Below are 25,700 nucleotides of genomic sequence, written 5' to 3'. Positions count from 1 at the left end.
CATCTAATAATTTAAATAAACGTATATGAAAAGTATTTTAAATTTGACAGGAGTAAAAAATCTAAGTAAGAAAGAGCAATCCCAAGTTTTTGGTGCAGCACGTTCGCAATGCTGGCAAAATGGTAGTCAATGTTGTGTGGGTACCGCACATGGCGAGTTTTGCGATGCTGGTCATTGTAATAGCAATGGATACTGCCTTTATTACTAAAAGATTGCAATCATAAAATTCTTTAAAACGAAACAACTCTGTTTCTTTTTTTTTTGCGATAAGCTATGAAGATTATTAAAAATAGTATAATCTTGCGCTTATGAACACAATACCTTCTTTGCCTATCAATCGAATTGCTGTAAAATTGAAGCCATCTGCTGAGAGGATGGTAAAAAAGCAGCATCCCTGGGTGTTTCAAAATAGCATTAGTAAACAAAGTATGGAAGGGAAAGCTGGGGATTTAGCAATTATCTATGACGCTAAGAAGAATAAATTTTTAGCATGTGGTTTGTTAGATCCGGATTCTCCTATACGCATAAAACTCCTTCAGTTTACCACTCCAAAGACGATTGATGCTGAATGGTTTGCTGATACGATCAAATCAGCGATGCATAAAAGAAAATCGTTGCTTACCACCGATACCAATAGTTATAGAATATTGTTTGGTGAAAATGATCATATGCCTGGATTTATAGCCGATGTGTATGCAGATGTATTGGTTATCAAATTATACTCTCACATCTGGTTTCCTTACTTAGATACGATCGTATCCAATTTAATTGAAATTACCAAGGCTAAAAGTGTTGTGCTAAGAATGAGTCGTTTGTTACAAAGCAAAGGAGAAACGTTTGGTCTTCAAGATGGACAACTACTGTATGGTACCTTAAAAAATGAAGTGATTCTTTTTAGAGAGCATGGTGTTGTATTTTCAGCCAACGTAATTCATGGGCACAAAACCGGTTATTTTTTGGATCATCGACATAATCGTAAACGAGTAGGGGAGATGTCCAAAAATAAAACCGTGCTCGATATATTTTCTTATGCGGGCGGTTTCTCTGTGCATGCTTTGGCCGGTGGTGCCAAAACTGTTACAAGCTTGGATATTAGTCAGCAGGCCTTGGCTTCTGCTCAGGATAATGCTAAATTAAATACGCACTCAGGTACACATCATATAATGGTAGCAGATGCTTTTGAAGGGTTGGCCCGGTTAATTTCGGAAAAGAAAAAATTCGATATTGTAGTTATAGATCCACCATCATTTGCAAAAAGAGAAAGTGAAATTTTGCGTGCTAAACAAAGTTATGCCCGTTTGGCAAAATTAGGCGTACAGCTGGTTGCACCCTCGGGAATTTTAGTTTTAGCTTCTTGCTCATCAAGAGTAACAGCCGAAGAGTTCTTCGAAATTTCAGAAAGTGAACTTTATCGATCAGGACGTAGTTTCAATAATATTGATAAAACCTATCACGACAGCGATCACCCTATTGCTTTTCCCGAAGGAGCGTATTTAAAATGTGGGTATTACCAGATGGATACAGAGTAGGTTGGTTGATATTTATAATATGATTTTTTATTACATGGTAGCGATGAATTAAATTCAAAAAATTGAACAAAAAAAAGCTAATCCATTAAAGAATTAGCTCTCATCGTATACTTTACTTATGATCATCTAGCTTAGTTAGAGGATATCATAGAGAAGAATTTATCTAGATTAGGAAGTAAAATAATTCGGGTTCTACGATTTTTAGCCATATTTTCTTTGGTGTCATTTGAAACAACTGGTTTATAGCTACTTCTACCAGATGCTATTAATTTGGCTGGATCAACATCGTACTTATTCTGTAACAAGCGAGTTATGGAAGTAGCACGTTTTACGCTAAGATCCCAATTATCCTCAATTGCAGGCGTACGAATCGTTCTTGGGTCAGTATGACCTTCTATCATTACTTCAAGGCTTGGTTCAGAGTTAATAACAGCAGCCAACTTTGTTAATAACTCATCTGCTCGCTTACTTACTCGGTAGCTACCAGTATTAAACAACATTTTATCAGATACAGAAATCATAACTACAGTATTTTCAATATCTATAGAGATGTCCTCATCTTCTTTTACGCTTTGATCCAAAGAATTTTTTAGATTGTGAGAAACCGCCAAATTCATGGAGTCTTTTAAAGTTTTTGCTTCATTTAATTTCTGAGAATCAACATTTTCTAATGTTTTTCTCATATTTTGTTTGGTGTTGTTTGAGATAACAGCTAAATCGTCTACCATAACCATTTGTTCGTTATTATCTTCGGTTAGTGAGTTGATTTTAGCATTGTAGTCTTCTACACGGGCTTCAATCTGAGCAAATTTAGTTTCTAAGGCTTCTTTCTCAACAGTCGTTTTTTGTAAAGAACTTCTGGTGTTTTGTAAGTCCTGTTCTACCGCAAGATATTTCTTTTTTGACACACATGATGTGGTTATTATTCCAGTTAAAATGATTAGTGTGAAAACTTTCTTCATAGTTTTTTTTATTTAATTTATACTATCGTAATAGAACAGTAAGATATTTCAAATATTGCCAGTGAGATACTAAATAGTTGCTATCATTTTCCCAAACTATTGTTAATGGAGACAACTTATAAATTCGTAAAAAATTTATGATATTTACAAGTATTATTATTGATTATGGTAAAACCGTTTCAAAAATATGGTAAAATGATAATAGTTAACAGTGCTACTATAAATTAATACTATGATAAAATGCATATTTTATCGGCAAAATGCATTAGTTTTGCACAGTTATACTCAAATATTCTTATATGATAGCCCCAAGTTTATCTCCAAATGAATATGAGCGTCAAAAAGCAGTTGATAAGTACAAGATGCTAGATAGCATCCCAAATTCAAATTTTGATGCATACACTTCATTACTAAGTTACATTTGTAATACTCCTATTGCTTTAATAACCTTATTAGGTAATCAACGTAATTACTTAAAGTCTCATCACGGTGTTAGTTTTGATCAGGTACCTCAAGAAACCTCTTTTTGTGGTCATGCGATTATTAATGAGGCTCCAGTGATGATTGTTGAAGACGCACGATTGGATGCTAGATTTTTTGATAATCCACTTGTAACAGAGCAAAACATTGTTTTTTATGCCGGTGTTCCCTTGATTGATCAAGAAGGTTGTAAGTTAGGTACATTGTGTGTCTTTGATTATGAACCAAGAACATTGGATGATAGTCAGATACGAGCGATGCTTACCATGGCAAATCAGGTAATGGAATTATTTGAACAAAAATTAAAAAATACACAATTGCAAAAATTCCAAGAACAATTGGAATTGCGTAATCAGAACTTAGAAAAATTCGCGCGTGTTGTTTCTCACGACCTCAAATCACCTTTAGCTAACATCACTTCGCTGACTGAGCTCTTAGAGATCGACAATGGTGATATTTTAAGCGAAGATTCCTTATTGTATATCAAATACTTAAAAGCTTCGTCATCGGCGTTGCGTGAATATATTGATGGATTGTTAGCATTTTATAAAAGCGATAACATTTTAAAGCATAAACGAGAAGCTGTTCCGGTAGCTATCTTTTTTGACAGAATTGCCGAGCTATCCGGATTATCTGATGAAGTAACCTTTTCTTTTCCTAATGAACAAACGGAAATTGTGATTAATAAACCTGCCATGCAGCAAGTTTTTTTGAATCTGGTTACAAATTCTTATAAGTATAATACTAAGGAGGAAGTTAGAATTACAATAGGTTTTGAAAAACGTAAGGATGCTTATCGATTTATTCTTGAAGATAACGGCAACGGTATATCTAATGAAGATCAGGAGAAAATCTTTGAATTGTTTACTACCTTAAATACACAAGACCGTCACGGTAACTCGGGAAGCGGTATAGGATTGGCAACAGTAAAAAAAATTATCACGAATTTACAGGGAACAATAACTATTGAATCAAAACTGGATGCTGGTAGCCGATTTATTATAGAAATACCGGTAACGTAATAGCACCAGGTTTAATACGTTGCTAATGATCTAACTCTTCGTGTTTTCTATGTTTTTGTTTATCAATTCTAACAAATGATTTTTATCGTAAGGTTTTAAAATGTAATCATTTAGTCCCGCCTGTATAATTTGCCTGTTGAGCTGGGTAACGTCTACTGCAGTTAGTGCTATGATTGGTGTGGCTTGATCAAATTCACGGATTCTTTTCGTAGTACCAATTCCGTTTAATTTGGGCATATTGATATCCATCAGTATAATGTCATACGAATTTTCACGAACAAGGTCAATAGCGTCATACCCATTATCAATAGTGGTACAATCAAAGTTTTCACTGGATAAAATTTTATCAGCAACAAGCAAATTAAGCTTATTATCATCAACAACCAGCGCTCTTAATTTATTTGATGTTACTGTTTTTTCTGCAATGGATTGTTCTGTATGTTGACTGGCTTTTTTGAAAGTCACGGCAAAGGCATATTCGGATCCCGAAAAGCTACTGTCTTGTTTAATAATTTCACTATCCAAAGCAGTGGCTAAACTTTTAACGATAGTCGAATTAAGTCCGGTTCCCAAGTATGAACGTTTTTCGGTTTCAATATTGGTGAACTCTTCATAAATGGAATCCTCATCTTCTTTAGAAACCTCGCTTCCATCAAAGCGAATATTAAAAGAAATGGTACAACTAGTCGCATCATCTTTTATCGTGTCAACTGTGAATAACACGATCCCATTTTTACTGAATCTTAAAGCGTTACTGATCAAGTTCATTAAAATTTGAGTTAATATCGCAGGATCACTTTCTAGTTGCTCGGGAATCGATTCATCAAATTTAAAATCTAAAGTATTATCGCTGTTCTCTGTTGCATAACTGAAAGAATTAACAAGGTTACTTACCGTATCCTTTAAATTAAAAGAGGTTTTAGCAAGAATTAATTCTTCATAATTAATATAATTAACCTGTAGGATATTGTTGATAAGCGATAATAAATAATCGCCAGAAAATTTAAGTGATCTAAGATTTCTATTCGACTTCAGTTCAGGGTGTTCTTCTACAATAAGTCGCGTTAATCCCATCATCCCATATAACGGTGTTCGCAATTCGTGACTTAAGGTGGATATAAACTCTTGCTTTAGCTTTGCTTGTTGCTCAGCTCTTTGTTGCGAAATTTTAAGTTCCTTGTTTTTGCGTCGTAAATCTAGAATTATTTTACCAGTGTAAAATAGCACTAGAGCGAGAATAATTAGTAAAGCACCACAAATAATAGGATATGTCATAAAATTGGTTTCAAGTTAGCAAAATAACATATATGAATTGACTCTCAAAAATTTATTTCTATATTTTTTAGCTTCATCATTTAAATAAATGTTATGTTACCTTTACTGTATGATGAAAAGATTACTTTAATAATTCAATATTGATTATCTTTGATAGTATGAAGGAGGGTAGAAATTATACAAAAGTTTGGGTCATGGGATGTTTCATCTTGTGTTCTCTTTTAGGATATTCACAAATGGATCGAGGAACAATGGGTGGTACTGTAAGCCCCTTAGGTACATCTACCAATGCTTCCAACGGATTAAACATCACATCTTCTTCATTATTGAATAGTAATAGCTCGAACTTGAACTCTGATAAATTTCAATCTTACAGCAGACAAAATGAACCGAAGAAATTGATGGGAGATGATCAATTCCATAAAGATACCCATACGTTTACTCCCAATTATTTAAAACGTGAAAAGGAGGAAAATGCTGAAGGGGTCACCGATCAATATTTTGGAGATTACAGTAACAGTGGTGAATATATTCAACTTGTCTATAGAGATTTTGGAAGTGTAGATGGTGATTTGATACGGGTGTATCTGGATGATGATGTGATTAGAGGGAATGTCTATCTTACGGGTGAATATACCGGCTTGATTATAGATTTAATTCCAGGATTTAATAAAATCGTAATAGAAGCTTTGAATCAAGGGACCTCTGGCCCTAATACAGCACAATTTCAGGTATATGATGATAAAGGGAAATTAATTACGACAAATCAATGGAATTTACTCACAGGAGGAAAAGCTACGATGATAATTGTCAAAAATTAATCACCGCAACTTGTATACTTATAATGCACTAGAAATTAGTCCGATTATCCTATCCCAGGTAATTTTTTAATATTCTATTTTTAGAACGATTGCGCAGGCGACGAATGGCCTTTTCACGAATTTGTCTGACACGTTCTCTGCTAATATCAAATGTTTGACCTATTTCTTCAAGTGTCATAGCAGCTTGATTGTTAAGGCCAAAATTCAACATAACTACATCCTTTTCACGGGGTGTTAATGTATCCAATGCACGTTCTATTTCAATTTTAAGAGATTCATGCATCAATTCATTATCAGGTTTCGGAGTATCACCGGATTGTAGAACATTGTACATGTTGAAGTCATCTTCACCTTCCTGAAAAGGAGCATCCATTGATAAACTTCGACTAGAATTTTTTAAAGATAATTTTACCTTACTAATCGATATTTGTAATTCGCTCGCTATTTCTTCGGCGGTAGGTTTACGCTGATATTTTTGTTGTAAATGTCCCATTACCTTATTTATCTTGGTAATCTCACCTATTTTGTTCAATGGAAGGCGTACAATTCTAGCTTGTTCAGCAATTGCTTGTAGAATTGCCTGGCGTATCCACCAAACTGCATACGATATAAATTTAAATCCTCGGGTCTCATCGAAACGTTTAGCTGCTTTTACCAAGCCTACGTTCCCTTCATTAATTAAATCAGGTAAGCTCAACCCTTGATTTTGATATTGTTTTGCAACTGAAATCACAAAACGCAAATTTGCACGAGTAAGTTTGTTTAAAGCGTTTTCATCCCCTTTTTGAATACGCTTCGCCAACTCTACCTCTTCATCGGCAGTAATCATATCGATTTTACTCACATCCTGTAAGTAACTGTTTAACGACTTAGATTCTCTATTCGTAACTTGCTTTGTAATCTTTAGTTGTCTCATATATATCCTTATTATTTACTTGTCAAACACATATGATAATCATTAGAATACTAAGAACCAAAACAATAACATAGTTTTATGAGTTTATACCGTTGTTAACATGTTATTTCTTAAAGGATTAACACAATATAAGAATATGCCAAAGACCAACTAATGAAAACTCGTATAATTGGATGGTGGATAAAAAAAGTAGTCTTATTTATATTTTATGTTTCCTCACAAGGATTTTACCCTATATTTGGCACTTATTTTTTTAGAAATAATGTGCTAAATTGAATGTGTAAACTAGAACGACATCAAAACTTTGTAAAAAAATATGTGCTGGAATTTTGTACACTTTACTTTTTTACTTCTTTTGTTGTGGTCGAAGTACATGAAGGGGTTCATTTCAATTATGATAAAGCAACCTATATAGGAGAATTAACCGCTATACATTTTGCAGAAAGACCCTTTGGTTACATTTCACATCGCATTCACAGCTATGCATTGGAACCGATGGACTATAATCGGATTTATGAAATTTTTCCTAACCTGGCGATTCTGGCAGTTGTTTTATTTAATTCTCATCAGGAAACAAGTCTGAGAGTAGAAGAGATTTTCTTTCAGAATAATATTATGAGTTTTGATCAATTGGATATCGCTATTGATTGGGTTGAAGAATATATGAAATCCCTGTCAAAGCTAAACAATGACAAGGATTTAGCTTAATCTAAGGTCTATTTAATCTTTGGATACCAGTCCAGTTGGATGACTTCTATAGCTGGGTTATTTGAATTTACTATGGATTTGAATTCTGCCACATCGCTTAGACCATCTGTCCCACGATAGTGATATGGATATACTTTTTTTGGCTTAAAATCCAGCACAGCATCGGCAGCACTTTTTACGGTCATAGTGTACGGTAGGTTCATACACACAAAAGCATGATCTATATTATCTAAATTACGCATTTCCGGTATATCTTCGGTGTCTCCCGAAAAATAAACACGTTCATCGCCCAAGGTTAAAACATAGCCGTTACCTCTTCCCTTTTCATGAAACTTTAAAGCTTCTTTTCTCAAGTTGTACATAGGTATCGCCTCAATTTTAATGCTCATAAGGTTCTTGACCTCTCCGTTAGCTAGTAAGATCAATTTATCGGTATAATCAGCCGGTAATTTTTCGGCTACCGCTTGAGGAACTACTAATTTTGTCTTACTTAAGTCCAAACTATTTAATGTCTCGATATCCATATGATCTCCGTGTATATCGGTAATCAATACTAAATCGGGGGAAGGGAATTTTTCAAATGCTTTGTTACCCCCTGTGGGATCAAGGTAAATTGTTTTGCCCTCAAATTGCAATACTGCTGTAGCATGTGAAATAGGAGTAAGTTCAAAAGAAGCCTCTTTCTTGTCGGACTTGCTAGTATTTTCTGAAGCCATTTCAGATTGTGATACATTTTCAGATGCTTCGGTAGATGACTTTTTTGGATTTTCTTTGCAGGCCATAGTGGCAGCTGCTAATAAAACCAAATAATATTTATAGTTAATTTTCATAATGAAATATATTTTGGTTTAAGATAAGATATATGAGGAAGTGATAAAAAACATTAAAAGAATATTAACTATCCCAAAGTAGTTTTATGGCCATCGCAATAACCATCACTACCAGAAAAAACTTAACCATTCCATCACCTTTTTTAACTGACCATCTACTTGCAAACCATCCTCCGGTAGCATTACCCGCAGCAAGCACAATTCCATATAGAAAATTAATTTGATCATTAAGAATAAAAACTATTAATGCTGCTACAGTGTAAATAGCAACTACGAGACTCTTAATAGCATTAGACTTAACCAGACTCATGTGATTGATAGAAGAAAGTGCCAATAAGATAAATATGCCAATTCCTGCCTGAATGAATCCGCCGTAGATTCCGATAAAAAAGAATGCAATAACTGACCACCAAAAATAGTTCCCTGTAATTCTCTCAAAAGTTTCCAATCCGTTTCTTTTAGGTTGAAAAACCATAAACAGAACCACTAAAATCATAACGACAGCCAAAATTTGATTAAAAGTTTCTCCTTTGATATCAACCGCTATTTTTGCTCCTATCAGCGATCCTATCAATGCAGAAAGTCCCAGATAGACTCCAAATTTTGAGGTATGTACTCCTTTACTACGAAAACCTGCAACTGTTGTAATCCCTTGAATCAAAATACCAATACGATTGGTACCGTTTGCGATCGCTGGTGGCAAACCCATAAAGATTAACATAGGCAATGTAAGTAACGAGCCACCTCCAGCCAGTGTATTAATAATTCCTGCGATAAATCCCACAAGTACTAACAGCGCCAACATGTAATATTCATTCATATAAAAGGGTTATTTGCTTCAAAAGTATAGAAAACTTTCAGGTAAATATTAATTTGTTTAAAAAACACTTGGGTTATCAACACAATCTGTTGTAGTTTTAAGGTAATTTAAAATTTATAGCACATTAAAAGATTACCTCAATTTTTCCCGATTTTAAACACCCTAAAGACGTACAGTTTTGGGATTTTTAAAGCAGATCTCATTGCGGGGACAACTGTAGGTGTGGTTTTGATTCCGCAAGCTATTGCCTATGCATTGTTGATGGGTGTACCTCCCATATATGGACTGTATGCATGTTTAATTCCGTTAATAATTTACGCACTTTTAGGTACTTCAACACAATTAAGTATTGGTCCGGTGGCAGTAACTGCCATTTTGATTATGAGCGGTATAAGTCAGTTAGCCATCCCATTCTCTGATACTTTTGTGCATCTGGTAATTTATACCGGATTGTTAATCGGTATTGTACAGGTATTAATGAGCATATTTAAAATGGGATTTTTAACCAACTTGATATCACAACCTGTAATTTCAGGGTTTATCTCAGCCGCGGCGATCATTATTATTATTTCACAAATCAAAGCAGCTTTTGGTATTTCTATGCCTAGGTATGATCAGAGCTATGAGATTTTGATGCACCTGGCACAAAATTTTTCAGAAATTAATGTTTATACTTTTCTATTATTTGTAACAGCAATAATTTTAATATTGTTATTTAAACGATGGAAAAAGACGTTTCCCGGGGCATTGATAGTACTTATTTTAGGAGCTTTGGCAACCTATCAATTTGGATTAAATGATCTGGGAGTGGCTATTATTGGCGAAGTACCAAAGGGCTTGCCCTCATTTGTAATTCCATATGCCGATTATCAAACACTACTAAATTTATTACCCACTGTTTTTACCGTAACACTAATAGGATTTATTGGAAGTATAGGAATTGCTAAGTCCTTTGAGATGAAAAATCGGGATCACACCGTACGGGCAAATCAGGAATTACTGGCGTTGGGAATTTCAAAAATTCTGGGTGCATTTTTTCTTGCTGTTCCGTCATCAGGTAGTTATAGTCGATCGGCTATAAACGATCAGCAAGGAGCCAAAACTACCATAGCTTCTCTTGTAACAGCTGTCTTAATTATTGCGTCGCTATTGTTCTTTACCAAGTTCTTTTATTATATCCCCAAAAGCGTTTTGGCGGCAATTATTGTATTATCCGTGCTGGGTTTACTTGATTTTAAAGGGGCCAAAATGTTATTGAAATTGAGAAGACGCGAATTCTTGATTATGGTAATAACATTTCTATGTACGCTTTTTTTGAGTATTGAAATAGGTATATTGATCGGGGTATTGTTATCATTTATTTTTATGTTGTATTATAGTTCCAGACCGCATGTGGCTGAATTAGTCAATATTCCCGGAACCGAATATTATCGAAATTACGAACGTTTTCCTGAAGCTTCCAAAGCAGCGAAATATTTAATTTTGAGATTTGATAATCAACTCTTTTTTGGTAACACAAACTATTTTAGAGAAACTATTATGGCGGCTTTACAAAAGCGTGAAACGCAACCTGAATTTTTTATTTTGGACATGACCAATATGCACGATATCGATAGCACAGGTTTACACACCTTATATAATGTAAATGCGTATTTATCAAGTAATAATGTACAGTTATTAATTTCTGGAGCAATAGGTCCTGTACGTGACTTTTTAAAACGCTCCGGATTTACTGAACAACTGGGAGCCGCCCATTATTTTATGACCATCACCGAAGCGGTATATTTTACAGCGCATCCGGATCAACATCCATCAGAAAAACAGATAGCGTTACAGCACAATACGCAACGTTCTATTATGGATTAACTATTTGGTGTCTTCATAGATGTGAAATTTGACTCCCATACCATAATTAGTGAATCCACGCTGAATTAATGAATTTCCTTTAGTATAATTATTGTCAAAACGTTGCCAGGTACGATTTTTATAGAAAATCCTTCTCGTAAATGTAGTAAAGCTGTCTATCTTATCTGTAAAGGGTAACAGCGGTCTGAAGGTGGTAGAAATCTTTACAAAACCTTTGGGTGTTTCCACTTCATGGTATTTACGAGTATCTTGTAAATTCCCTTCGCTATCCGTGTAACCAAGCACTTGAATTGAGATATAAATACCATCAGAAGGTACGTATATTTTATATTCGGAAATATCGAGTTCAAAATTTGCTTTATCCTTTTCTGTCACGCGAAAAATTATGTCCTCATATGGCAGCCGTTTTGAAGGTTTACCATCGACATTGCTATAGAATTGCATTTTAAACAATGTTGAAAAGGCTTGTGGTTTGCCAGAAGCGCTACGCGATGCTTCCATTTTAACAGGTAAGTAAACCGAAGCTATTTTTACCGGTGTACTTGAAGGTTTAGGAAAAAACACACCTATTTCAGATTCTACTGTAGGGAGCCAACATTTAAAGTAATCGGCGTGTACTTTTGATGCAATCTTTTTGACCTTGTATTTTCTTCTTTTTTCTCCGGTTAAATATACTTCCTGCAACTGTGCTATATCCTGTTCCATAATCAAGGTCGAAGGCATAGTGCGTGTATCGACCACCTTGTCTTTGTATCCAACTGCTGTAATATATAGTGTGTCAATATCAGCATATCGCTTTGGAGAAAAATAAAATACTCCATTGGCATCGGCGAACATGCCATTGCCGTTACCAAATGATATGGTGGCATATGAAACGGGTTCTTTTAATATGGGATCGTGTAGCTCATAGCGTTGACCATAACCAAAAGCGGAGATACATAGAAGTAGGTAAAGTAAGATTTTCATCGCAGATATAGGGGCATTTATCGTGCCGTGAATATATTAAAACGAAATTATATAGAAGAATAGTATGTTGAGTAAATCGTAAAATTTAGTATTTCTATAGCGTATTCGTAACATTTACCAGTGTTTTTTATTAATCTACTATTTAAAGAGGTTATTTTTTTTCGATACTCAGAGAATGATTAGCATGAAGTAGTGGGGGTAAAAGGTATCTTTGAACCAATGAGGCAAGCAATATATTTTATGGTAATAAGCGCATTATCGTTTACGATGATGAATCTTTTTGTTAAATATCTGGTACATTTTAGCGCAGCACAATTAATTATGTTTCGTTCGGTGGGCTCTTTAGTATTCACAATGAGCTTCTTACACTATAAAAAAATTCCTATGCTGGGGAGTAAACGCACATTATTAATAGCAAGAGGGTTGGCTGGTGTAACTTCTATGGGGCTATTTTTCCTAGCAGTGCCTTATCTTCCAATTGGAACCGCAGTTTCTTTGCGATACACATCGCCCATATTTGCAGCTTTATTAGCAGTTGTTTTTTTAAGAGAACGCATCGCCTCTGTACAATGGTCGTTCTTCTTACTTGCTTTTGCCGGAGTTTTGGTGATCAAAGGATTTGACCCGGATATTCATCTAGTTGGACTACTATTGGTTTTGTGCTCTGCATTGGCGAGTGGTTTTGTTTATATACTTATCAATAAAATCGGACACAATGACCATCCTGTTGTTATTGTAAATTATTTTATGTGGATTTCCTTTATTGTAGGTGGAACCTTCAGTATATTCTATTGGACGACTCCAAGAGGGATTGAGTGGTTACTGTTATTAAGTCTTGGTGTTTTTGGTTATTTTGGACAATTGTTTATGACCAAAGCCTTTCAATCTCAAGTAACTAATAAAGTAGTGTCTTTAAAATATATTGAAGTTATTAGTACTATGCTCGCTGGGATTGTTTGGTTTGGAGACCGTTATCCGGTATTGAGCATTATGGGAACAGCTATGGTGATACTGGGATTACTATTGAATATTCTATATAAAACTAAAAAACACACTTAAGATTGAGATATATTAAAAGATACTTCAATATTACAATCTCCGACTTACGCTGTTACGAATTCTTATAATCCCACCTGGATTTGGGTCAATGCGTCTCAAATGAGCAACAATGGTACGTTCGTTGACTTTACGCTGAACTATTAAGTAACAGTAGGGGATAAGGTTATTTAAAAATAAAGCCGCGAAGCGATACATGGGGCGGTAGCAGTAGTGCAGAATTTTGAACAGTATGCAAAACTAGCTAGTGTACCGCAAACGCAAGCTGAGACAATGTAAGGGTATTTCGCTTACAATTGGGACTAAGGGCAAAAAAAGGCGTTAGGAAAAATCAGTGTCTAGATAGAACTGTAATTTCTTTTTATCGCTAAAGCTGTTAATTGTTAAAATATTTCCATCTAGTTTGTTGTAAATGACTTCAGCAAATAAACCTTTGATATAAAAGATACTATATTGAAAGTCTCTGTTATAATCATTAACGGTAAATAAATGCTGGCCATCATTCCAGATGTTAAAATACTTTTCGGCTAAGTTTTGCGAATTAAAATTTTCAATGAGAGTAGTTTTCTGCATAAGCACGAGTTTTATTGATTTGGAGTAACTAAACTACGGTTTTTCCGTAATACTTCCAAATTTATTTTATTCTAACATGCTAGTTTATAGTTGTAAAGGGGTGTATAATATAAAGAATCTTCGGTTGTATTGAAGTGCAAATTCCCTGATTTCATAAGGGTTAAGGGATGATGATAGGAACCTTTGTAAGATAGTAAATTATTTAGGAAAATTTTTTGGATGAAGATATAGTCGTGGTATTTATCGTTTGTTATGTTTTTCCAATTTGAATGGCACGCTGCCAGAATTAATAACTTTGTGTATGCTGCAATTGTAAGCTGACTATAGTCATATGAATAGTAGATCGTTGCCTTTATTTTTGTAGATATCTTAAAAATGGAAATAATGGATATATCTATTTTTTTAGCAAAATTCTGGGGCTGGTATTTACTCATATTTTTTGTAATACTTAGTTTTAATCCAAGTCGTATAAAACAAATTTTCGATGATTTAAATGACCAGAAGTTTTTGATAATCACTTCATTCCTAGCTATAGTATTTGGGCTTATGACAGTGCTTCTTCATAATATATGGGAACCTAATTACAAATTAATTATAACAGGCATTGGTTGGGTTTCTCTTGATATAGGTTTATTACTTTTTATTTTTCCATTTATCACGCTGAAATGGTTAGAGTTTATAAATATCAAACTAATACAAACAATATATGTATTACTATTTCTAACCGGAATCTTTTTATTAAATGTAGCCTATGACATCGTTCCTTATTAACAACAGATAAAATAGAATTTAATGAAAACGTATTGTATAAAGTTTGACGGAATTACGATCAACGATATTTCACGGGTAGGAGGTAAAAACGCATCTTTAGGTGAAATGTATACTAAGTTAACTTCCAACGGAATTAAAATTCCTGATGGGTTTGCTACTACTGCAGATGCATTTTGGGAATTTCTTGAAGAAAATAATATAGAAACATCTCTCAAAAGTCTATTAACCAGTCTGGATCGACAAGACTTTGCTAACCTTGCCCAAATTGGGGTGATGGCTCGTTCACTCATTTTAAAAGGTACATTTTCTAAAAATTTTATAACTGAAATTACCACATTTTATAGAGAACTTAGTAAGGGAGGATCGGGAGTAGTGGCAGTGCGCAGTAGCGCTACTGCAGAGGATTTACCGGAAGCTAGTTTTGCAGGGCAACATGATAGTTTTTTAAATATACGAAATGAAAAGTCGTTACTGCAGGCTGTAAAGAAATGCTTTGCCTCCTTATACACAGATCGCGCAATTAAATATAGAGAGGATAAAGAGTTTGAACATGATAAAATAGCGCTTTCAGTTGGCGTACAACGAATGGTTCGCTCAGATAAAGGTTGCTCGGGCGTGGGCTTTACTATAGAGCCTGAGTCTGGGTTCCAAAACATTATACATCTTTCCGGCGTTTGGGGTTTGGGAGAAAATATTGTTCAGGGGACTATCAATCCGGATGAGTTTTATGTATTCAAGCCAACTCTGGAATTGGGTAAAAATGCAATTGTCCAAAAAATACTAGGGGATAAGGAAAAGACAATGGTGTATTCTGAGCTCGATAAGGACAGACCAACTGTTAATCAAATTACCAAACTCTACAAGCGAAAACAATTTGTATTATCTGATCAGGAAGTAACGACATTGGCAAAATGGGCATTAATTATAGAGCAACATTATGGCAAAGCTATGGATATTGAATGGGCAAAAGACGGGCTAACCAAGGAACTTTTTATAACTCAGGCAAGGCCGGAAACTGTGCATCATTCAAAAAGGCTTACGACTCTTTTAAAATATACCTTAGAGAATAGGAGTGAGATATTAGCAGTAGGTAACGCTATTGGTTCCAAAATAAGTGTGGGTGTAGCTAGAGTATTAAGAACCCCCAAAGATTCTCACAAGTTACAAGAAGGTGATATTATAGTTACTGATATCACCAGCCCTGACTGGGATCCTTTACTTAAAAAAGCAGGTGGTATTGTAACCAATCGTGGAGGAAGAACAAGTCATGCAGCTATTGTTGCGAGAGAATTAGGAGTTCCGGCTGTAGTTGGAACCAATAGTGCTACAAGAGGAATAAAAGATGGTGAATTGATTACGTTGTCTTGTGCAGAGGGTAAAACAGGATATGTTTATAAGGGCAAGCTATCTTTTAAACGTGAAACAGTAGACATAAGTTTGATAAAGTTACCTAAAACTGAAGCTAAATTAATCTTATCAGATCCCGAAAGAGCTTTTCAATTATCGTTCTATCCAAATGATGGTGTAGGATTACTTAGGATGGAGTTTATAATAACACATATGATCAAAGTGCATCCTATGGCTTTGGTAAAGTATGATAAGTTATCTGAAAATAAAATAAAAAAGCAAATCACACAATTAACGGAAAACTATCCTCAAAAAAAGGATTATTTTATTGACTTGCTCTCTCAGGGAATTGCAACTATTGCTGCCGCTTTTTACCCTAAAGAAGTGATTGTACGAATGAGTGATTTTAAAACTAATGAATATGCTAATTTGATTGGAGGTATTCAATTTGAACCAAAAGAGGAGAACCCAATGTTAGGTTTTAGGGGTGCGTCACGGTATTACAGTACCCTGTATAAGGAAGGTTTTGAACTTGAATGTGCTGCAATTGAAAAAGTTAGAAATGAAATGGGCTTGACTAATGTAAAAGTCATGATACCATTTTGTCGAACGGTTGAAGAAGGAAAAAAAGTCATAGATATTATGAAGGGCTATGGATTGCAAAAGGGAGAGAATGGTCTCGAGGTATATGTAATGTCCGAAATTCCAAGTAATATTCTTCTAGCTGAAGAATTTGCTGAAGTTTTTGATGGATTCTCTATAGGATCTAATGATTTGACACAGCTGACGATGGGAATTGATAGGGATTCTGTACTCATGGCTTCTATCTTTGATGAAAATAATGCTGCTGTTAAAAAAATGATTAGAATGGCCATTCAAAAAGCCAACAAAACTGGAAAAAAGATAGGATTATGTGGTCAGGCCCCCAGCGACTTTGCCGATTATGCTTCATTTCTTGTAGCGGAAGGAATTCATAGCATTTCTTTTAATCCTGACGCCTTATTAAAAGGGATAGAAAATATAAATCTTGCAGAAAGTCAAACATCTGTTATAACTAACCAAGTGTAGGGTTTACATACCATAAGAACGTTGACTAGCCCAATTTTGTAGTAGTGGCAGGGAATACTTACTAGGTATTCCTCGCAGGACAAAAATCAATCACTTAATGTAGAGGAACTAATGGGATATGATATAGATTTATCAAAAATTAGTATAGATAACTATAAGGATATTATACGGTCAACGCATCTTATTTCCAGTTGGATCATATTAAAAGATACTATACACAATCTGGATATTATTAAAAGTAAGGGTGTTGAGAATCTAAGGGAACTACAACAAATTCTGAATCGTAAGGATCGGCTTCTTGAGTTTTCCAAACGAAGTGGAATACCAGAATCATATCTCAGCGTAGTGAGAAGAATGATCAATGGATATATCAGAAAACCAAATAGACTTAAAGATTTTCCTGAAACACCTGCATATATAGTAGAAAAATTAGAAAACATTGGAATTAAACATACCCGTCATTTTTTTGATAAAATTCTAACAGAAAAAGACAGGAGGTGCCTTTCTGAGGAAACCGAGATACATTATAAAGAAATACTAAGACTAACTAAATTAACAGACCTATCCCGAATTCGATGGGTGAACCATACTTTTGCTTTTGTATTGTATGAAGCCGGTTATGACAGCCTTGAAAAGGTTGCAAATAGTGATCCGAATCAGCTCTACACTACTATAAAGAAAATGAATACTGAGCGAAAAATATACCAGGCCCACATCGGATTAAATGATATAAAAATGCTTAAAGAATCCGCACAACTACTCCCTTTGGATATAACTTATTGAGAGTGAAAATAAGATATACAAGATTACTATAAACTATCCCTGCTTTTGGTTCGTGAGCGATTACTTTTACTTCTTGTCTGTGTACTTCTATTATTAATAATGCTTCTGCTTCTTTCATAGCTACTTCTGCTATTACGGATATTTCGGTTTACTCGATCAGAATTGTAATACCTGTTAGAACGATGATAACTTTCGATAATATTTCCATGATAGTCCCGGATTCTTACATAACGAGCATTATTTAGATCGATATACGCATACCTTGATGGTAAAACTTTTACCGTAATCCAAACATTATTTTCAAGATACATATAATGTCGTAGAGAAATATCATAATAGATATTGAAATCTGGAAAATATATATAGCGCACAACTTCCAGCCGATTTGGATAAAACCAAGTCGGCGGAGGGTTATTTGGAGTAGTAGAAATAACAACAGGGCCGCAACTTTTTATTAAAAAAGCACATCCGAGGATAGCTAGTATACCAAATTTTTTGTGGAGTTTCATAATAAATATAGTTTAGATAAATGAACATGTAATTACTTACACTTGAAATGACATTCATCAGTTCGTTTAATTACTATTTGACTATCATATATCATTTCTAAATCTCATTTTGGTTTAAATAGATTGTTATACAAACTTGACCATAATCATATATTTTTAATTGTTAATAATTTACTTTAACCATGTGAAGACTGATCATTGCCTACCTCTATCCAAAAGGAATGCAAAATATAGTTCTTGTTATAAATAGTTAGGAAGTAGGATTGCTAGCTTAAAAAAATAGTGGATAAAAAGGTAAAAAAATAAATTAGATAGAATAAGAATTGGAATTAATATCAATATTGAGTTGATGGGTCAGGTGGTAAATAACAGAAAATTGATATTTATAGATGAAATTTCCAGGTTTGTGCTATGGGCTTGGAGAGAATTTGATTTTGCTAAAAAAGATATTGTAAGTGAGCTTGCTTCATATGATTAATATTGATTTGAATAACGTTGAATAAGTACAATAGATGACACGTAAACCTCATACCTTGACCGTAAAAGAGACCCTAGCTCACCTGAATGTTAATCCTAACCATGGTCTAAGTACAATCGAAGTTAATGAACGATCAAAATTACATGGTAAGAATAGACTAAGAAGTCAAAAAGCAAAAAAATGGTGGATACTCTTATTACATCAATTTCTTGACCCTATTATTTATATACTGGCTACTGCTACATTATTGGCATTTTTATTTGCCGAATGGATGGAAGGATTTACGGTCTTGGTGGTTATTTTGATAACTGTACTTATAGGTTTTATCATGGAATTCCAAGCAATTAGGTCGGTAGAACAACTCCAAAAAATAGTTCAAACTCAGATAACCGTTATTCGTAACGGTAAGCAAACACGTTTGGGTATTCAACATTTAGTTCCGGGAGATATTATAAAATTAACTTCAGGAGATGTGGTGCCTGCGGATGCACGTTTACTTTGGCATCAAAGCTTGGCAGTTAAAGAATCCGTGCTCACCGGAGAAAGTGATCAGGTAGAAAAAGATATCATCGTTTTATCAGAAAAGACATCTTTAGCAGAACGGACTAACATGGTTTACAAGGGGACTACAGTTAGCAGAGGTAATGCAAAGGCTGTTGTCACTACAATCGGTGATAACACACAATTAGGGGAGATAAGTCAATTGACGCAGGAGGCTACTCAGCAAAAAACTCCTCTGGAAAAGAAACTTAATAGCTTAAGTCATAAGCTCATTTTGTTAACACTACTATTAGCTTTATTAATAGTAATTAGTGGTTTTTTTCAAGGAAAAGATATTGTTTTAATGATCAAAACCGGTATAGCCTTGGCTGTAGCTGCTATTCCCGAAGGATTACCTATAGTTGCAACTATAGCCTTAGCTAAAGGAATGGTTAAGTTGTCCAGACAGAACGTAATTATTAAAAAGTTGGAATCTGTGCAAACTTTAGGAGAAACTACGATTGTTTGTACAGACAAAACAGGAACACTAACAGAGGATAAGATGGCTGTCCGTTCCTTACTACTTCACGATGCTGTAGTTGATGTACATGAGTTTTATTTATCAAACGATCTTAAGAATTTAATCAAAACACTAGCTTATGACAAAATAATTGAAGTTGGTCTGTTATGTAATAACGCAATTATATATGAGGATCATGGACAGGGCGACGCGATGGAAATAGCATTACTGGAGTTTGGGATACAATTGGGTTATGATTTTATCAAAATTAGAACACAAAATATTGAGATAGCTGAGATTCCTTTTGATGCAATAGAAAAAATGATGTCTACCTTGACCAAAAAGAAGGAACAATATCAGGTAAATGTAAAAGGTGCCCCTGAGAAAGTGTTAGCTGCATGTGAGACCGTTTTAACAGATCATGGTGTACAGACCTTGCTAAATAATCAAGAATGGCTCACTAAAGCAAACATGCTTGCCGCTAGAGGGCTTAGAGTTTTGGCTTTTGCCTATAAAGAATCAGGATCCCAGCCTACCACTGATGAATTGATTACCGGACTAACTTTTTTGGGACTTATAGGTTTTATTGATCCTCCACGCTCAGATGTAAAGCAAGCTATACAAACGTATAAAAATGCGGGAATTAAAATTGTTATGCTTACCGGAGATCATCCGGCTACCGCCGCAAAGGTTGCAGAGGAGATCGGCTTGTTATCCAAGGATGAAGTTTCCTCATCTGTTATTCATGGTAAGGATATATCGACTTTGCATAATCTTAAAAGTGCCACAGAACACAAAATTTTGAATGCAAAGATTTTTGCCAGAATGATTCCCAAACAAAAACTGGAATTAATTAATTTCTATCAAAAGCATAATGCCGTGGTAGGTATGATTGGAGATGGCGTAAATGATGCACCTGCCTTAAAAAAAGCCGATATTGGAATTGCAATGGGGATTCGAGGCTCTGAAGCTGCTAAAGAAGTTGCAGATGTGATTTTGATGAACGATCAGTTTACCTCAATTAAATTAGCCATTCAGCAAGGTCGAACGATTTTTGGTAATATCAGATACTTCGTAGTATATCTTTTGTCATGCAATTTAGCTGAAATAATCTCGGTTGCAATTGCCTCATTGACTAATTTACCATTACCATTATTACCCTTACAAATTTTGTTTCTAAACCTGATCACTGATATTTTTCCTGCACTAGCTTTGGGTATGGGAAAAGGAGATCCTAAAATAATGAGGTTGCCTCCCCGTAATCCTGAAGAACCAATTCTAACTAAAAAACATTGGAGATCCATTGTTACTTATGGTATAGCTATTACGACAAGCGTTATCGGAATTACGATATATGCGTACTTTGTGCTTAACTTAAATGCCATCATCGTTAATAATATGGCGTTTCATACTCTTGTTGTAGCACAGTTATTAAATGTCTTTAACATTCCGCATAGTGGCAAACCTTTTTTTAAGAATGAAGTGATAACCAATTCATGGATATGGGCTGCTATATTTTTATCTTCGCTTCTTATTGGTGTTGCGTACGTTGTTCCTATTTTTAAACAAGTTTTTTCACTTGTCTTTCTTACTCCAGAGCAGTTTATGATCGTTGGATTATTTGGCGCAGGGTCACTTATTCTCATCCAGCTTTTTAAACGATTAGAACGCTAGTAAACATTTAATTCTACGCTATGCTATAATTTTTATAAACATGATGAAAATCATAGAGTTAATCATTGGATTTCATTTAATTTATAAAAATTCAAAGAATGATTTTAATCCTCATTTTGATATTAATCTTCATTTTGGTTATGTACTTGTTATTATGGATACCTGTGTCTTTATATATTAATACACACAAGAATGAATACAAATTGACTATTCAAAATATTGCAACAGCTAGCTTACAAAACGATATCGAACATTTGATACGTATTAAGCTGAGTGTATTGTTCTGGAAATTTTATTTCTATCCATTTAAAGAAAACATAAGTTATAAATACAAGGCAAGAGGTAAAGTAGTCACATCTAAAAGTACGAGTATCATCAGATTTGATAAGGTCTTAAAGATGCTGAGGTCCTTTAAATTAAAAAAACTTTTATTAGACATAGACACAGGTGATTGTATAACAAATGTAAAGTTATTTGTGTTTTTCAGAAGTATTAAGAGCTTTATAAAAGGAACTTTTGAAATAAATTTTGAAGGAAACAATCAGTTTGAATTACATATGGAAAATAGAGGGATATTTCTTTTGACCTCATTAATTAGTTAATTTTTTAAAATAGCAGAAAATGGAATTACATTTAAATGAATTATTAGCAAAAGTCACCGACTTCATTAAATCTGAGGCAACTACTGAAACGGTAATCGGAGAGCAATTTGAACTTGGTGAATTTAAGTGTGTACCTGTTATCAAGGTTGGTATGGGCTTTGGTTCGGGTACCGGTGGAGCAACAGCATCTAAAAAAACAACTGGTCAGGGTGGCGGTGCGGGAGCAGCTGTCGGGGTTCAGCCTATTGGTTTCTTGGTCACCAGAGGTAAGGATATATCCTTTCTTGGAACCGATAAAACTCACGGGTTAGCAGCCGTATTTGAAAAAGTGCCTGATCTGATCGAAAAAATAGCACAAAGTCGAAATAAAGAAAAAGAGCCTGCTTAAAAGCAGTATGACATTTTAAAATAAGTGGTTTAAAAGTGGAAAAATAAGCCAGATGCATAGTTAGATGATTCAATTAACAAATAATGCGCGTCAGATTTTGAAAGAAAGATATCTTTTAAAAGATGACCATTGTCAGGTAATAGAAGATCCCCAAGAATTATTTTGGAGGGTAGCCAAAGCTATTGCTGCTGCAGAAGAGGTCATTGATAGAGTAACCTGGGAGGCACGTTTTTATAAAATGTTATCCAACTTCGAATTTTTACCCAATTCGCCTACTTTGATGAATGCGGGCACAAACAAAGGACAGTTAAGTGCGTGCTTTGTCTTACCTGTCAGAGATAGTTTAGAAGCCATTTTTACTACCCTTAAAAATGCTGCTTTAATTCATCAAAGTGGAGGAGGTACAGGATTTAATTTTTCAGAACTTAGACAAAAAAATGATATAGTAAGCTCTTCAGGAGGAACTTCATCAGGACCCGTAGCGTTTATCAAAATTTTTGATGCAGCTACAGAGCAAGTGAAACAAGGTGGTAAAAGGAGAGGTGCGAATATGGGTATTTTAAATATCGACCATCCCGACATCCTAGAGTTTATTAATTCAAAGTCTCATGATAGCTCCATTAGAAATTTCAACCTATCCGTTGGAGTAACAGACAATTTTATGAAGGCTCTGGATAAGGGCGATGATTGGGAATTAATCAATCCCCGTACTCAACATAGAATAAAAAAGATGAAAGCATCGTATGTATGGGATAAAATTATATACCAAGCCTGGAAGACCGGAGATCCTGGATTAATTTTCTTAGACACGATAAATAAATATAATCCAGTGCCTAACTCTGGCAAATTACAGAGTACAAATCCTTGCGGTGAAGTTCCTTTATTAAATTATGAGAGTTGTAATTTGGGATCAATAAATCTTTCTAAAATGATAGATACTACTTCTCACGTTAATCAAGTTGATTGGAAGAAGTTGCAAAAAACGATTCAATTTAGTATTCGATTTTTGGATAATGTAATTAGTTCTAACTACTATATTCTACCAGAAACAGAAAAAATTACAAAAGCACACCGTAAGATTGGTTTGGGTATAATGGGATGGGCAGAATTGTTAATTGAGCTAGAGATTCCGTATGCTTCACAAGAGGCTGTAGAATTAGCGGAAAAAGTGATGCGATTCATTAAACAGCATAGTTACACAGCATCTTCAGAATTAGGGAAAGAGAGAGGCGTGTTTCCTGCTTGGGAGAATAGTATACACTATAATAACATAGAACTCCGTAATGCCACTTGCAACAGTATAGCCCCGACAGGAACAATCTCAGTAATTGCAAATACCTCTTATTCTATTGAGCCGTTATTTGCTTTAGCCTATAATCGCACAGGAATTCTAGAAGGAAAAACCCAGACAGAAATTAATTCTTTATTTATTTCTAAAATGAAAGCCTTAGGTTTATGGAATTCCAAACTAAGGGCTAAAGTATTACAGGAAGGAAGCATAAGAGATGTAGAGGATATTCCTGATCGGATCAAAAAGATTTTTGAAACAAGTTTAGAAATTCCGTGGCAGTATCATGTATTGCACCAACAAGCTTTTCAAAAATATACCGATAACGCAGTTTCTAAAACCATTAATTTACCAGAAAAAGTTACAGTAGATGAAATCTCAGAAATCTATCGAACTGCCTGGAAATATAAGTTAAAAGGAATTACAGTGTATCGTTATGGTAGCAAAAAGCATCAAGTGCTTCAGAAATGCCACATTAATACGGATAACGCTTGTTAAGCAATACACATACCTCCATCTATAACCTGTGTAGTTCCCGTAATATAAGCACTCTGATCTGAAGCTAGGAATAAGACTGTTTCCGCTATTTCATTAGCTTCTGCATATCGCCCAAACGGTATTGCTGCTTCAAAGCCTTTTTGCGCTTCTTTTGGATTATCGGGTGCGATCTGCTTTTCAATAGCACGCATCATACGGGTATGTACAGGTCCGGGATGTATGGTGTTTACTCTAATATTACGATGCGCATTTTCCAGAGCGGCAACACGCATAATACCTACAACGGCATGTTTGCTTGCCACATAGGCTCCTAAACCTTTAAAACCTTTGATACCTGCTACAGAAGACGTGATGATCACACTTCCTCCATCAGAAATTTTAGGAAGTACAAATTGACAACCCAACCAAACTCCTTTTAAATTTACTTCAATTACCCGATCAAACATTTTCTCTGAATAGGCTTCAATGGGCTTAGATTCTCCCTCTATACCGGCATTGTTAAAAAAGATATCAATTTTACCAAACCTTGATAAGGTATCTGAGACATATCGCTTGGTGTCTTCTGATCTTGAAACGTCTGCTACGCTATAACTGATATTGGGAAAATCAAGTTCTTCAATAGTTTGTTTGAGTTTACTTTCTGTACTGCCCACTAACATCACTTGCGCTCCGTTGGCTGCAAAGAGTTTTGCTGTTGCTTTTCCAATACCTCCTGATCCACCTGTTATTAGGACTACTTTATTCTTTAATAGATTCATTTTTTAATTTTTATGTAGAGAGTAATTATTGTTCACCGTGTGCATTATTTTAATTATTTCTATTACACTTATCAAGCTAAAAGTACTACAAGATTGAAAAGTATAACATGATGATTATCATTTCTATATAATAGAGTATTTCATAGTTTTAATAAAATAATATAAAATGAAACGCTTCTTAAAAGCAGGTTTAATTATTTTATCCATTGTCATCGTACTTTTTCTTCTGGCAACATGGTATAAATATGAATTCTCTATGGAGATTGCAGATGCGTATCAGGTTAATTCTCCTTATTTGGAATCAAAGTTACTCATCGCCACCCAAGGGAGCGATTTTAAAAACGCTATCGTTGATGGTGTTGTAAATCACTTCAAAGGTGATACCATTTTTATTGATATTATGGACATTTCAGGTCTTAATAAAGTAAAGCCCGAAGATTACGATGCCATTTTAATCTTGCATACATGGGAGAACTGGAAACCACCTTTTGTAGTTAAAAGATTTGTAGAGAATACAACAGACCAACATGATAAGATGCTAGTGCTTACTACATCAGGACAGGGGTCTTATACTATTAAACAAGTGAATACTTTATATAATCTAGAGGAAATTGATGCTTTGGTAGGAGAATCTAATGTAAAGAATGTGAAGTCATTTGTAAAAGCGATCAATGTCCGCTTGCAAGAATTATTAACTGGTGAAAATTAGCTT

23 protein-coding genes are annotated in these 25,700 nt (G+C 34.7%); 15 read left to right on the top strand and 8 right to left on the bottom strand.

The window, feature by feature from the left end; all coding sequences use genetic code 11:
* The first annotated feature begins 25 nt into the window (after positions 1 to 25).
* The gene (locus ACJRPK_RS06595; protein WP_407139128.1) at positions 26 to 208 is read left to right on the top strand and encodes a hypothetical protein; all 183 of its coding nucleotides are present in this window, start codon (positions 26 to 28) and stop codon (positions 206 to 208) included.
* 100 nt (positions 209 to 308) lie between these two features.
* The gene (locus tag ACJRPK_RS06590; RefSeq protein ID WP_407139126.1) at positions 309 to 1,529 is read left to right on the top strand and encodes a class I SAM-dependent rRNA methyltransferase; all 1,221 of its coding nucleotides are present in this window, start codon (positions 309 to 311) and stop codon (positions 1,527 to 1,529) included.
* Between the two features lie 131 nt (positions 1,530 to 1,660).
* Here the strand turns inward: ACJRPK_RS06590 and ACJRPK_RS06585 are convergent, their stop codons facing one another.
* A complete protein-coding gene (locus tag ACJRPK_RS06585; RefSeq protein ID WP_407139124.1) occupies positions 1,661 to 2,491 on the bottom strand; it encodes a flagellar motor protein MotB in 831 nt (276 codons plus the stop codon).
* Positions 2,492 to 2,790: 299 nt separating this feature from the next.
* On the opposite strand from ACJRPK_RS06585, the gene ACJRPK_RS06580 reads away from it, so the two are divergent.
* Positions 2,791 to 3,993, top strand: a complete 1,203-nt coding sequence (locus ACJRPK_RS06580) for a sensor histidine kinase (RefSeq protein WP_407139122.1) — start codon at positions 2,791 to 2,793, stop codon at positions 3,991 to 3,993.
* A gap of 30 nt (positions 3,994 to 4,023) precedes the next feature.
* On the opposite strand, the gene ACJRPK_RS06575 is transcribed toward ACJRPK_RS06580, so the two are convergent.
* Positions 4,024 to 5,268, bottom strand: coding sequence for a response regulator (locus ACJRPK_RS06575; protein WP_407139120.1), 1,245 nt, complete (start codon positions 5,266 to 5,268; stop codon positions 4,024 to 4,026).
* Positions 5,269 to 5,462: 194 nt separating this feature from the next.
* On the opposite strand from ACJRPK_RS06575, the gene ACJRPK_RS06570 reads away from it, so the two are divergent.
* Entirely contained in the window at positions 5,463 to 6,089 is a 627-nt protein-coding gene (locus ACJRPK_RS06570; RefSeq protein ID WP_407139118.1) for a hypothetical protein, read from the top strand.
* Between the two features lie 49 nt (positions 6,090 to 6,138).
* Here ACJRPK_RS06570 and ACJRPK_RS06565 read toward each other — a convergent pair whose 3' ends face one another.
* Complete coding sequence (locus tag ACJRPK_RS06565; protein WP_407139116.1) at positions 6,139 to 7,005, bottom strand: RNA polymerase sigma factor RpoD/SigA; 867 nt, start codon at positions 7,003 to 7,005, stop codon at positions 6,139 to 6,141.
* A 276-nt stretch (positions 7,006 to 7,281) separates the two neighbouring features.
* Here ACJRPK_RS06565 and ACJRPK_RS06560 point away from each other — a divergent pair, with 276 nt between their 5' ends.
* Entirely contained in the window at positions 7,282 to 7,713 is a 432-nt protein-coding gene (locus ACJRPK_RS06560; RefSeq protein ID WP_407139114.1) for a hypothetical protein, read from the top strand.
* Between the two features lie 8 nt (positions 7,714 to 7,721).
* Here the strand turns inward: ACJRPK_RS06560 and ACJRPK_RS06555 are convergent, their stop codons facing one another.
* On the bottom strand, positions 7,722 to 8,543 hold the full coding sequence (locus ACJRPK_RS06555; RefSeq protein WP_407139112.1) for an MBL fold metallo-hydrolase: 822 nt from the start codon (positions 8,541 to 8,543) through the stop codon (positions 7,722 to 7,724).
* 64 nt (positions 8,544 to 8,607) lie between these two features.
* Positions 8,608 to 9,363, bottom strand: coding sequence for a sulfite exporter TauE/SafE family protein (locus ACJRPK_RS06550; protein ID WP_407139110.1), 756 nt, complete (start codon positions 9,361 to 9,363; stop codon positions 8,608 to 8,610).
* A gap of 123 nt (positions 9,364 to 9,486) precedes the next feature.
* On the opposite strand from ACJRPK_RS06550, the gene ACJRPK_RS06545 reads away from it, so the two are divergent.
* On the top strand, positions 9,487 to 11,229 hold the full coding sequence (locus ACJRPK_RS06545) for a SulP family inorganic anion transporter (RefSeq protein ID WP_407139464.1): 1,743 nt from the start codon (positions 9,487 to 9,489) through the stop codon (positions 11,227 to 11,229).
* On the opposite strand, the gene ACJRPK_RS06540 is transcribed toward ACJRPK_RS06545, so the two are convergent.
* Positions 11,230 to 12,195 carry a hypothetical protein gene (locus tag ACJRPK_RS06540; RefSeq protein ID WP_407139108.1) on the bottom strand — a complete coding sequence of 322 codons (966 nt, stop codon included), beginning with the start codon at positions 12,193 to 12,195 and terminating at the stop codon, positions 11,230 to 11,232. It lies immediately after the preceding gene.
* 219 nt (positions 12,196 to 12,414) lie between these two features.
* Between ACJRPK_RS06540 and ACJRPK_RS06535 the strand changes: the two genes are divergently transcribed.
* Positions 12,415 to 13,254: a DMT family transporter gene (locus ACJRPK_RS06535; RefSeq protein ID WP_407139106.1), complete on the top strand. Its 840-nt coding sequence runs from the start codon at positions 12,415 to 12,417 to the stop codon at positions 13,252 to 13,254.
* Positions 13,255 to 13,572: 318 nt separating this feature from the next.
* Here the strand turns inward: ACJRPK_RS06535 and ACJRPK_RS06530 are convergent, their stop codons facing one another.
* Positions 13,573 to 13,824 carry a hypothetical protein gene (locus ACJRPK_RS06530; RefSeq protein ID WP_407139104.1) on the bottom strand — a complete coding sequence of 84 codons (252 nt, stop codon included), beginning with the start codon at positions 13,822 to 13,824 and terminating at the stop codon, positions 13,573 to 13,575.
* Positions 13,825 to 14,208: 384 nt separating this feature from the next.
* Between ACJRPK_RS06530 and ACJRPK_RS06525 the strand changes: the two genes are divergently transcribed.
* The 7 genes from ACJRPK_RS06525 (at position 14,209) to ACJRPK_RS06495 (ending at position 24,230) form a co-directional block, all read left to right on the top strand.
* On the top strand, positions 14,209 to 14,595 hold the full coding sequence (locus tag ACJRPK_RS06525) for a hypothetical protein (protein ID WP_407139103.1): 387 nt from the start codon (positions 14,209 to 14,211) through the stop codon (positions 14,593 to 14,595).
* A gap of 21 nt (positions 14,596 to 14,616) precedes the next feature.
* On the top strand, positions 14,617 to 17,010 hold the full coding sequence (gene ppsA, locus ACJRPK_RS06520; protein ID WP_407139101.1) for a phosphoenolpyruvate synthase: 2,394 nt from the start codon (positions 14,617 to 14,619) through the stop codon (positions 17,008 to 17,010).
* Between the two features lie 111 nt (positions 17,011 to 17,121).
* Entirely contained in the window at positions 17,122 to 17,793 is a 672-nt protein-coding gene (locus tag ACJRPK_RS06515) for a DUF4332 domain-containing protein (RefSeq protein ID WP_407139099.1), read from the top strand.
* A gap of 1,021 nt (positions 17,794 to 18,814) precedes the next feature.
* Complete coding sequence (locus ACJRPK_RS06510; RefSeq protein ID WP_407139097.1) at positions 18,815 to 21,454, top strand: cation-translocating P-type ATPase; 2,640 nt, start codon at positions 18,815 to 18,817, stop codon at positions 21,452 to 21,454.
* Between the two features lie 140 nt (positions 21,455 to 21,594).
* Positions 21,595 to 22,056 carry a hypothetical protein gene (locus ACJRPK_RS06505; protein WP_407139095.1) on the top strand — a complete coding sequence of 154 codons (462 nt, stop codon included), beginning with the start codon at positions 21,595 to 21,597 and terminating at the stop codon, positions 22,054 to 22,056.
* Positions 22,057 to 22,075: 19 nt separating this feature from the next.
* A complete protein-coding gene (locus tag ACJRPK_RS06500; RefSeq protein WP_407139093.1) occupies positions 22,076 to 22,444 on the top strand; it encodes a GerW family sporulation protein in 369 nt (122 codons plus the stop codon).
* Between the two features lie 64 nt (positions 22,445 to 22,508).
* A complete protein-coding gene (locus ACJRPK_RS06495; RefSeq protein WP_407139092.1) occupies positions 22,509 to 24,230 on the top strand; it encodes an adenosylcobalamin-dependent ribonucleoside-diphosphate reductase in 1,722 nt (573 codons plus the stop codon).
* On the opposite strand, the gene ACJRPK_RS06490 is transcribed toward ACJRPK_RS06495, so the two are convergent.
* The gene (locus ACJRPK_RS06490) at positions 24,227 to 24,988 is read right to left on the bottom strand and encodes an SDR family NAD(P)-dependent oxidoreductase (RefSeq protein WP_407139090.1); all 762 of its coding nucleotides are present in this window, start codon (positions 24,986 to 24,988) and stop codon (positions 24,227 to 24,229) included. The genes ACJRPK_RS06495 and ACJRPK_RS06490 overlap by 4 nt on opposite strands.
* Before the next feature lie 166 nt (positions 24,989 to 25,154).
* On the opposite strand from ACJRPK_RS06490, the gene ACJRPK_RS06485 reads away from it, so the two are divergent.
* Positions 25,155 to 25,697: a hypothetical protein gene (locus ACJRPK_RS06485; protein WP_407139089.1), complete on the top strand. Its 543-nt coding sequence runs from the start codon at positions 25,155 to 25,157 to the stop codon at positions 25,695 to 25,697.
* The last annotated feature ends 3 nt before the right edge of the window (positions 25,698 to 25,700 follow it).

Source organism: Aquimarina sp. 2-A2, from assembly GCF_045505135.1.
Lineage (GTDB): Bacteria > Bacteroidota > Bacteroidia > Flavobacteriales > Flavobacteriaceae > Aquimarina > Aquimarina intermedia.
The sequence above is the reverse complement of the archived record's forward strand: the minus strand, read 5'-3'. Positions and strand labels throughout refer to the sequence as shown.